Source organism: bacterium (genome assembly GCA_030019025.1).
Lineage (GTDB): Bacteria > Hydrothermota > Hydrothermia > UBA1063 > UBA1063 > UBA1063.
The window spans coordinates 18,284-29,581 of record JASEFR010000024.1 but is presented as its reverse complement, the minus strand read 5'-3'; the positions used below and the strand labels follow the sequence as shown (position 1 = coordinate 29,581).

Annotated in this window: 8 protein-coding genes; 7 read left to right on the top strand and 1 reads right to left on the bottom strand. The window is 40.0% G+C overall.

Annotation, left to right across the window (positions count from 1 at the left end):
• The 7 genes from QMD82_06870 to QMD82_06840 form a co-directional block, all read left to right on the top strand.
• Nucleotides 1-923 (top strand): potassium channel protein (locus QMD82_06870; GenBank protein MDI6851637.1); only part of this gene is annotated, 923 nt, incomplete at its 5' end.
• Between the two features lie 31 nt (nucleotides 924-954).
• Nucleotides 955-1,554, top strand: a complete 600-nt coding sequence (gene plsY, locus QMD82_06865; GenBank protein ID MDI6851636.1) for a glycerol-3-phosphate 1-O-acyltransferase PlsY — start codon at nucleotides 955-957, stop codon at nucleotides 1,552-1,554.
• Entirely contained in the window at nucleotides 1,551-2,540 is a 990-nt protein-coding gene (locus QMD82_06860) for an NAD(P)H-dependent glycerol-3-phosphate dehydrogenase (protein MDI6851635.1), read from the top strand. Before plsY ends, QMD82_06860 begins: the two co-directional genes overlap by 4 nt.
• Before the next feature lie 50 nt (nucleotides 2,541-2,590).
• Nucleotides 2,591-3,949 (top strand): cysteine--tRNA ligase, encoded by a 1,359-nt coding sequence (gene cysS / locus QMD82_06855; protein ID MDI6851634.1) that lies wholly within the window; start codon nucleotides 2,591-2,593, stop codon nucleotides 3,947-3,949.
• A 46-nt stretch (nucleotides 3,950-3,995) separates the two neighbouring features.
• Complete coding sequence (locus QMD82_06850; protein MDI6851633.1) at nucleotides 3,996-4,976, top strand: ABC transporter substrate-binding protein; 981 nt, start codon at nucleotides 3,996-3,998, stop codon at nucleotides 4,974-4,976.
• A gap of 34 nt (nucleotides 4,977-5,010) precedes the next feature.
• Nucleotides 5,011-6,465, top strand: a complete 1,455-nt coding sequence (gene lnt, locus QMD82_06845) for an apolipoprotein N-acyltransferase (protein ID MDI6851632.1) — start codon at nucleotides 5,011-5,013, stop codon at nucleotides 6,463-6,465.
• A gap of 1 nt (nucleotide 6,466) precedes the next feature.
• A complete protein-coding gene (locus QMD82_06840; protein ID MDI6851631.1) occupies nucleotides 6,467-9,706 on the top strand; it encodes a hypothetical protein in 3,240 nt (1,079 codons plus the stop codon).
• Here the strand turns inward: QMD82_06840 and gatA are convergent.
• Nucleotides 9,699-11,141, bottom strand: coding sequence for an Asp-tRNA(Asn)/Glu-tRNA(Gln) amidotransferase subunit GatA (gatA, locus tag QMD82_06835; protein MDI6851630.1), 1,443 nt, complete (start codon nucleotides 11,139-11,141; stop codon nucleotides 9,699-9,701). The two genes, QMD82_06840 and gatA, sit on opposite strands and share 8 nt — an antisense overlap.
• Nucleotides 11,142-11,298: the final 157 nt, after the last annotated feature.

Here is an 11,298-nt window from a genome sequence, read left to right as displayed (position 1 = left end):
TTTTAATTGGAGCGCTTGGCTATCATAAAATTGAGAATATGTCACCCCTCGATTCCCTTTACATGGCAATAATTACCTTATCTACTGTTGGTTACAAAGAAGTTTATCCTCTAAGCGATACGGGGAAGGTATTTACCATTATTTTCATAATCACTGGAATTGCCTTCGTTTCTTACACTGTCTTTACTGTAGGTGAACTTTTGTTTGAAACAACTTTTAACAACTTACTTTCCAGAAGGGGGAAAGAAATAAAGATGGACGGGCACTACATAGTGTGTGGTTTTGGAAAAATAGGAAGCATTGTAACAAAAGAGCTTCAAGCGAAAAAAGAAAAAGTCATCGTAATAGAAAAAGATCCAGAACGAATTAGACTGCTACGTGAAAAAGAGATTCCGTACATTGAAGGAGATGCCACAGAAGAGGAAACCCTGTTAAAGGCGAACATCGGGAAGGCAAAAGGAATTGCCTGTACACTAACGGAGGATGCAGACAACCTTTACGTTACTCTTACAGCAAGGGAATTAAATCCTAACATAGTTATAGTGTCAAGAGCTGAAAATGAAGCCTCTGTGAAAAAACTAATTAAAGCGGGTGCGAACAAAGTAATAACACCGTACGAGGCAGGCGCGATAAAAATAGCAGAGTACCTCCGAAAAAAAGAAATTTTAGAAATTGTTGACTTCATAATAAATGCGGAACCTCTCCAATATGCAATTAAACAGTTGGCCCTTGAAAAGTCTCATCCTCTGATAAATAAAACACTAAGAGAGGCAGGTCTACGACAAAAATATGGAATATTGGTCATTGGAATCATAAGGGGAGATAAAACCATTATCAATCCCTCTCCTGATGAAATTCTGAGGGAAAATGATATACTCGTGGTTATAGGAGAAGCAGGAAAACTGACCACACAAAATCTTTGAAAGTTTGAATCATATAGGATAATATATTCCTATGCAGGTTCTTACGTTATCAATTTACTTGATTGGAACTTTTTTAATTGCAGGTATACCTTTTGGCTTCCTTTATGTCAAACTTTTCCATAAAAAGGATGTAAGAACATTTGGCAGCGGCAATATAGGTGCTACAAACGTTCTAAGAGCAGCTGGGATCGAAGTAGCTGTTCTAACTGCTTTATCAGACGTTTTCAAATCCTTCATCCCTGTCCTCCTTTCCAAAAAAATATTCTCCCACAGCTTAATACCATACTTAGTATGGTTGACTGCAATCCTCGGGCATTGCTTTTCACCATATCTGAAATTCAAAGGCGGTAAAGGAGTCGCAACCTTCTTCGGGGGACTTTTAGCGCTTCAACCCGTTACCGCCCTCATAACTTTCATTATCTGGATTCTCATTATCGCCATCTGGCGGTATGTCTCACTGGGATCAATGGTTGCCTCTACTTTTCCTGCAGTTATCTCGATTATAAAAGGAGAAAGATATGGATTCGTGGTAATACCTGCAATTATATCTGTCATAATCCTTTACCGGCACAAGGATAACATCAAAAGGTTGTTAAGCAAAACCGAACACAAGCTGAAGTTAAAAGGATGAGCAAAGTCGCAATTGTCGGGTCAGGAAGCTGGGGATTGACTCTTGCCGTTTTAATTCAGGAAAAAGGGCATCGGGTAACCGTTCTTTGCCGGCGGATGGAAAAGAAGATAGAGTTGGAAACAAAAAGAATAGACCCCAAAAGGCTTGGGGATTTTAGAATTCCCGACTCCATTAATTTTACTATCATACCCAAGGAAATAGGTGACTCTGATTACTTTGTCTTTGCCATTCCTTCCCAACATCTTAGGGATGTTGCAAGAAAAATTTCCTTTGAAATCAAGCCAAGTAAGATTATCTCCGTGATAAAGGGAATTGAGTCTAAAACTTTCAAGACACCATCCGAAATTCTAAAAGAATACTTTCCATCATCTAAAATTGCAGTCTTAACTGGGCCGTCCATTGCAAGGGAAGTATTGAAAAAGATACCAACCTCAGTGGTTGTGGCTTCAGAAGATACTGAGTACGCAAAGGAAATTCAAAATCTCTTTCACACTGGATATTTCAGAGCCTACCATTCATCAGACGTCAAGGGTTGTGAACTTGGAGGTGCGATAAAAAACGTAATTGCAATAGCTGCGGGAATTCTTGATGGTCTCGGCTTCGGTGCAAATACAAAAGGGGCATTGATCGTGAGAGGTGCAAGGGAAATGATGAGATTGGGCGAAAAGCTGGGGGCAAATCCTCTCACTTTTTCAGGACTTTCTGGTATTGGTGACCTGATAACAACCTGCTTCTCTCCTTTCTCAAGAAACAGAATCGTAGGTGAAGCAATTGCAAGAGGCAAAAAGCCAGAAGAGATATTGAAGGAAATGGATATGGTAGCCGAGGGTATTGAGACATCACACGTAATTAAGGAAATTGCAAAAAAAGTTGGCGTGGAAGTACCGGTTGTAGAATATGTTCACCGAATATTAATCGGTGAGATCTCCCCTCAAGAAGCAATAAATGCTATCCTTAACAGGCCACCTAAACCTGAATTTTACTAAACGATTCCTTTGACTGAACACCGCTTTAAATTTAAAATCAACCTATGGCAATCAAGATATACAATACACTAAAGAGAGACTACGAAGATTTTGTTCCCATTACTAATTCAAAGGTTGGCATCTACATGTGTGGAATGACTGTTCAGGATAGGCCTCACTTAGGACATATGCGAACCTTCCTCTTTGGAGATGTGCTAAGAAGGTACCTCGAATATAAAGGTTATGAAGTTATATACATACAAAATTTTACTGACATTGACGATAAGATTATTCAGAGGTCAAAGGCCGAAAATATCGACTGGCGTGTCCTTGGCGACAAGTACGAACAGGAATTTCTTAAATCCGCAGAGATTCTCAATCTGAAACCAGCCACCTATTATCCAAAAGCAACACAATTTATACAGGAAATCATTGAACTCATAACAATTCTTATTAACAAAGGGATTGCGTACGAATCAAATGGAAACGTTTACTTTGAGGTTGGAAAATTTAAAAGTTACGGAAAATTGTCAGGAAAAAACATTGACGACTTAAAAGAATCCTTTAGAATAGAACCGGACCTAAATAAGAAAAATCCGTTGGATTTTGCGCTCTGGAAAGCCTACAAAGAGGGAGAACCTTACTGGCACTCACCGTGGGGAAAAGGTAGACCCGGTTGGCACATAGAATGCTCAGTAATGTCAACCCATTTCCTCGGTCAGCCCTTTGACATTCACATGGGTGGGCAGGATCTTATATTTCCACATCACGAAGATGAAATAGCTCAATCTGAGGCTGCTTATGAGCGCGAATTCGTAAAGTACTGGATTCACTCTGCACCTATGCTGATTAAGGGAGAAAAGATGTCCAAATCTACTGGACTATACTTCGCTATAAGTGACCTATTGGAAAGGTTCTCACCGGAAGCCATAAGACTCTTTATACTTCAAAAACACTACCGTTCCCCAGCAGAATACGTACCTGAGTACATTGAAGAAGCCGAAAAGGCAATTAACAGGCTAAAAAGTTTTCTTCATCAAGTCTCAGCAGAGAGTGGCAAGATAATAGAAGAAAAGATAAGGGAATTTGAAAAGGCTATAGAAGACGATCTAAATACTCCAAAAGCAATTAGTATTATTTTTGAATTGCTAAAAGAAGGGAACATAAAGTTGCAACAGGGCGAAAGTGCTGTCGACGAAGCGGCCACGATTCTTTTTATATCGGAAGTTCTTGGTTTCCGCACTGCCAATTTTACCGAGAGAAAAGTGGATACCGAAAAGATATCTGAATTGGTCCGCATAATTCTTGATGTACGTCAGGAATTGAGAAAAACTAAAAATTTTGAACTTGCTGACAGAATAAGAAGTGAACTTGAGCGGTTAGGAATTAAAATAAAAGATACTCGTGATGGGACTATTTTTGAGTTTTGATTGAAAGGAATGAAAGGTTTATAATTTTAGACAATAAGGAGGTAAAATGAGGAAGGTATGGATAATCTTGGATATTGTGCTCTTCGCGGTAATTGTGTTCGTCCTTTCCTACCCACGCATTCAGGCTGCTAAAATAAAGGAGATCAAAATTGTCCACTACAGATCCATAAATGCACTTCCCGTATACGTCGCAATGGAAAACGGATACTTTGATTCACTCAAACTAAAGGTAACTCTCGAAGAAACAGAAAAGCTTGGAGACGAAGTAGAGAGAGTCGGAAGAGGTGCCTTTGGCGCAGGTGCAGGTACATATTGGGACATTTTTGCATTAAAAGCATCGGCAAGCCCTGAAATTTTCAGAATAGTGTACAATACGAAGTCATCCATTGATAATCCTCAATATGCTCTGGTAGCTCCCAAAAACAAGCCAGTAAAAAGCTTCAGAGACCTTTCAAGAAAGGGTATTAAAATCGGATACCTCAAAGATTCAAGACAAGCAGATATGTTGAGATACATATTTACCAATGAAAAAATCAAAGAAGATAATTACAGCCTTGTGGCCTTAACTCAAGCGGAGATGATGGACACAATGTCACTTCGTTTTGTGGACGCATTGCTCGTCACTGAACCATACAGAACATATTTGATTAAGAAAAACCTAGTAAATTTGGTAGAAGATGGTATACTGGAAAAAAGGGTTATGGCACCCTTCCTTTGTGGCGTGGGATTCACCTCAAAGGTAAACGTTCAGCTGAACCAGGAAGGTGTTAGAAGATTTGCAGAAGCTCTCAGCATGGCCATCGATTTTATAAGAAAAGAGCCACAAAAGAGCCAGGAAATTCTAAGAAAATACATGGAACTCCAGGACACTTTCTCTGTCAATATCCCGGTCTTTGAAAAGTACACCGAAATTACAGATGTCGCAGAAATAGACAGGACCATTCAGAAATACATAGAAATGCAGTTGATGTTCAGAGAAGTTAGCTTTAATAACTCAATTCTGAGAAAAGAAGAAATCCAGAAATAAAAAAATGGGGCCCTTGCGGGCCCCATTTTTTTCCATGCAAAGACTTTTCTTAATTATTCTATCCTTTATTTTTTACGTCCTATCCTTTCCACCCTTTAAACTCTATCCCTTTGCCTTCTTTTCACTCGTACCTCTATTTCTGGCAATAAAAGACCTCGAAAAGTCACACATCATACTTCTTGGCCTTGCATTCTTCTATCCTTTCTGGTTTTACCACACCCATTGGATACTAAACATGAAAGTAGAACCTGAGACAAAGCCTTGGCTGGTTGGTGGACTTATCATCCTTCCCGCTTATCTATCCATGTTCAACATCGTCCCCCTCCTTGGAATAAAAAACAAACACAGGGTTTTACTTGTTCCATCGCTCTGGGTTATCTTTGAATACATTCGCAGTTCTTTTTATACAGGGTTCCCGTGGATTAACATTGCTTACTCACAGCTCGAAAACCCATATTTTAGAATGCTCAATTCTATAGGTGGTATTTATTTCACGGGCTTTCTGATAGTCCTTTTCTCCACTTTATTATTCCAATTCTGGGATACAGCAAAAAAAGTTTACCTTTACTTTTTTATCGCGCTTATGCTTGCCTGTCATATTGTAGGTGCCGCTTTGTACTATAAAGAAGAAAATCCTGAAAGTACCACGAAAATTTTGATTTTTCAGCCAAACATACTCCCAAGAGAAGAAAATAACATAAGCGAATGGCTTGAAGTTGAGAAGTCCTATAGAAAACTCCTAAAAGAAGTAAAGGATACCTTTGACCTTGTTGTCCTTCCAGAATCGGCTCTTCCGGGGTATTTCCGATATTCATTAAAAGCCCGGAGTATCATTGATTCACTCTCAAGAATCACAAAAGCCCCCGTTCTTCTTGGAAGTGCAGATGTTTATTTCAACGGTAAAAGAAAAGTATACAATACCGCCTTTCTCGTATATCAAGACTCCATCATTGGTCAATACAACAAAATTCACTTAGTACCTTTTGGAGAGTGGCTTCCCTACGAAAACAAGATCAAATTTTTGCAAAAGCTGGAATTCGGGCAGGGTGATTTCTCCCCAGGCGATTCCATTGTATTACTTCACGTTAATGGCATCCCCTTTGGAACTCTGATCTGCTTTGAATCCATTTTCCCTTATATTTCACGCCGTTACACTATGAAAGGTGCCGGATTCCTCGTTAACATTACCAGTGACGGATGGTATGGAAAATCTCTGGGCCCAAAAGAACATTTTGAACTTCTAAGATTTAGGGCTATCGAAGCGGGTAAATACGTTGCAAGGTCAGCAAAAACTGGCATATCAGCAATTATCGATCCCAAGGGAAGGATTATTACATCCCTTGGATTGTTTGAATGGGGGTATATATCTTCTACCATCGGAATTTATTACACAAAGACCCCTTATGCGAAATTTGGTGACTTTATCGTTATAATTAGTCTTATAATAACTTGTGTTGTGCTTGTACTTTCAAAAAGGAGGAAGTTTTAAAATGTTGAAAAGTTTTCTAAAATGGCTGGCAATTTTATCCATAGGTAGCCTTTCGGCCCAAATAGTTCCTATTGATTCTCTACAGGGATATAGAGATAGCTCACCTTACGTAAACCAGACTGTGTCCACTGTTGGCATAGTAACAGCCACAGTTCAGGACTGGACAAGATACATTAGAGGCTTTTTCATACAGGATGCAGAAGCCCCATGGCACGGAATTTTTGTTTATACTGGAAATCTCATTATCAACGTAGAAAGGGGGGATTCGGTACAGGTAACAGGTCGTGTCACCGAATATTACGGCTTGACGGAAATATCACCCTCTTCTGCCTCTGACATCACAGTTTTGAAAAAGGGGGCAAGAATTCCAAGGCCACTAAAAATTTCCGCATCATCGGTAAACACAGAACCATACGAAGGTGTTCTAATCAGGATCGACAGTGTTACGGTAACAAATAACAACCTGGGAAATTATCAATTTGAAATTCGCGATCCACAGGGCGGAACGACTATAGTCCAGAACTGCGCGGGTTTTTCATATTCACCTCAAGTTGGAGATTTTATCCCTTCTATTATTGGTGTGGATTATTATTCATACAGCGCTTTTAAAATTGTACCAAGAAGAGATGAAGACATTGTCTTTACGGGTAACGGGACAGGCTATTTCTACTTTGAAAACAATATCATAGCTACCTCAGAAGAAAAAGAAGTAATTCTACGGGCGGAGGCATCAGCTCCCTTTACAATTTCAAAGGTTAAGATCGCCATTCCTTCAAGCTTTGATATTAATGGAGATGTTATTATTGGAGGCCCTGCCTTTTCAGAGGCAACGTGGAATCTTAGTAATGACACTCTTTTAATAGAAAACGCAAAAATATCACCTGACACTACTGGCTTTATACAATTCACTAAACTTTATGCACCTTCAAATCCGGGTGTATACGCCTTTGAAGTTTACACTTCTGATAGTAACAATTTCTCAAGGAATCCAGATCCACCTAAATTAAATGTAGTTAGCATTGTTGGTGGAGGCAGTGCAAGCCTCGTCCCAAACATTGTTCCTTTGGGCATTGCAGGACAAATAAGCATCAAAATCAATAATAACTTCGGAACACTAAGGGCTATCAAAGTAATCTTGCCTTCCAATTTATACCAGTGGAACAGCAACCTTACATTATCTGGATTAGGTTTTCAAACAGCAACATACCAAATCGTCGGTGACACGATAAAAATTGATAGCGCTACAATAGACTCTTTAAGAAACGGTGAAATCGTCCTAAATAACTTTGCCTTTATAGAAGAAGGACTATTCCAACTCAACATTTACACCGGATTAACCGATTCCGTTGCCCTCATTCAGAACCCTCCAAAAATTTTTGTTGCTTCTCCTGATAGTACAATCAAAATGAAATACTTCCACATAGATTCGACAAAGAACTTTCTAATGGGACAATCAGTCCTTGTTAAAGGCGTCGTATCAGGCGTAATAGGAGATAGAACATACATACAGGATTCAACGGGCGGGTTAATCGTTTACCGAGGACCGAGTGTTGCGGAAAATACAATAGTTAAGTTGCAGGGACAGTTTAGCGAATACAGAAATTCCTCTCAGCTATATTCGGCTCAGCTGATCAGCTCCTACGGAACCGGACATCTGGATACTACAACAATTACTTTGCCCCCAACCGAAAATAATGAAGGCATGCTTGTAAAAGTAGAAAATCTATTACCACCCTCCGGCGTTACTCACTTCATACCCGATAGCTCTTTAGTTTTTACTGATTCTCTCAATCACCAGTATAGGATCAATGTATCGTCAACCAGTGATTTGGCATATAAACCAATACCACAGGGTGAAATGGACATTGTGGGATGCGTGTATCAATTTGACTCATATTACAACATCCAGCCGAGACGAACCAGAGACATCACCGCAAAAGGGAATGGAACTGGCATATTTACTTTAAATCCCCCATATACCTATTACGGTCAGAAAAAAGACATAGACCTTTTGATATCCTCTCCCTTCGCTTACATTAGCAGCCTTGAAATCCAATTTACCGGTGCATCCATTGATACTTTCTACCTTATAGGTTCAGGTTTCGTAGCCCCCGTCATTGATTCTTTCTATAAAGACTCAATGACCACTTACCTGAAAATCTCCGGTGGCATTGAATTAACATCGGATACTATAAGGTTTACAGGCTTCAAGCCCGCTGATAGCATTGAATCGATTGCCTTTTCCATTAAAACCTCCGTTGATTCAGGGGGTTACCTTGCACCCGTTTTAAATCAACCAGTACTTTACGTGGCTACCCCCATTGGTTATGTAAGGCAAAACGGAGAGGACGGCTACACTCCCGCATTTTTAAATCAAAACTTTAATGTGGTTGGCATCGTAACTGCGCCTCCGCGTATTTTTTCAACATCCAGAACATCAATGTACATACAGGATGAAACCGGTGGAATTAACGTTTACTACTCAGGAGGGTTCATTGACTTCAATGTCGGTGAACTTGTTAGAGTAAAAGGAACTATTTTGCAGTACAATGGCCTTACGGAAATCTCTCCGGCTCTTTCCACTGACCTCGTAAGACTGGGAAGCGGATACGATGTAGAACCGTTAAAACTGGCTGAAGGAAGAAGTCTAAACGAGAGCTTAGAGGGAATGCTAATCACAGTGGAAGGAACAATAGCCAACAAACCCTACGCCTCAGGATCAGGAATGGCCTTTACCCTCTACAACGGGATGCCCCCCATAGACATATACGTATACAATACAACAGGAATTGATCTCAGCTCTGTCACCCCCGGTTCTGTTTACCGGATAGCGGGAATTGTTGGGCAATACGACGCGACAACTCCGTATAGTTCCGGCTATCAACTCTTACCAAGATTTCAAGAAGATATAGAGTTACTAACTCCTGCAGAATCATTCCCCGATGTTGCAATTAGCGCCACCCCAAAGATTTTTTCACCATACCTTGGCGAGGCCCTAACTATTGAGGTTTCTGTTCCCTTGGGGACACTATATAACTTAAAAATCTACAATTCCGCTGGAAGATTGGTAAAAACACTGGCATCTGCTAAAAATACACCACAAGTCTTCCAATGGAGAGGGGTTGATGAAAGGGAAAACATAATGCCTCCCGGCCTTTACATACTCCTCCTTGAATACACCAAACCTGATGGAACTAACGGAAAAATACAAAAGGCGATCGTTCTCTCAAGGCCTAAATAAAGTTCTTTTCAAAATAATAGGCGAAATTGAAAATCAAAGGTTCTGAAAGCACCTGCCCCTCTACCTGAAATCCGAGGGGCAGGTTATTTTTCGTCCTTCCATAAGGTATAGCCATTGAAGGTATACCAGCCAAATTAGCATGTATGGAAAATAGATCAAGGTAATAGAGGTCAACCGGGTCCTTTTCTTCATCCACTCTCGGGGCAGGAAATGGAGCGACAGGTAAAAGAATCAAATCGACTTTTCTAAACGCCTCATCAAGATCGTTCTTAATTAATCTTCTGACTTTTAACGCTTTTAAATAGTAGGCATCATAGTATCCATGGGAAAGAGCAAAGGTTCCAATCGCAATCCTTCTTTTTACCTCTTCTCCAAACCCCTCGCTTCTTGTTATACTGTACATCTCATCCAGATTCCCTTCCTTCTTCCTAAATCCATAGCGAATTCCGTCAAACCTTGATAAATTAGAGGAAGCCTCGCTGTTTGCAATAATCTGATATACCTCTACGGAGTATTTTATGTGGGGTAAAGAAACTTCCTCAATTTTAAATCCAGCCTTAGAAAGCAATTCCAGCAAACTGAAAAAATTTTCTCTGACCTCTTCATCCATTTGAGCACGTTTAACAAGGTCAGGATATCCCAAAGTTATCTCTTTCGGATCAATTTCCCTGAGGAGTGTATTCAACTGCGGAGCTTCTACATTTAGTGAAGTAGAATCCTTATCATCAAAGCCCGCTATAGAAACATAAGTTCTGGCAAGGTCTTCCACATTTCTGGCAATGGGACCTATCTGGTCAAGGGAAGACGCAAAGGCAACAAGACCATACCGAGATACAGTCCCATAAGTAGGTTTTAATCCAAAAACACCACAAAAAGATGCAGGAAGCCTAATCGAACCCCCAGTATCAGATCCGAGAGAAACCACAACTTCACCAGCAGAAACGCTGGCAGCAGAACCACTGGATGAACCACCAGCAAGATATTCAGGATTTACTGGATTCCTTACTGGACCATAGAAAGAATAGGTACCAAGGGCACCCATAGCAAATTCATCCATGTTAAGCTTTCCCATAATGATTGCACCGGCCTCAAGTAAACGATCTACAACGGTAGCATTGTAGAGAGAGATATATCCGGAAAGAATTCTTGATGCGCAAGTGGTTCCAAAACCCTTAAAATTAATATTATCTTTTATGCCCACGGGAATGCCAAAAAGGAGTGGCAATGTGCCTTGCTCTCTATACTTCGGTAATTCCTCCTCCAGCTCTCTTGCCCTGCGGAGTGCGTAGTCATCTAAAATACTAATAAAAGTATTTAAAGTACGCTGATTATTGTTAATGAGTTTAAGATGCTCATTTACAACATCAACGGGACTCAGCTCACCAGATAGGAACTTCTTATGTAATTCCAATACAGAAGGAAAATGCAGCGACATGTTATAATTTTAATCGAATACCCATCGCTGTTCAAACAAGCAAAATTGTCACTTAAAACCGAACACAAAGAGAAGAGCCGATCTGCCTTTATTTTTCAATAAAATCTACAAATAAGTAAATGAAATAGTCACTTAAAAAACTAAAAGCAAAATTCTT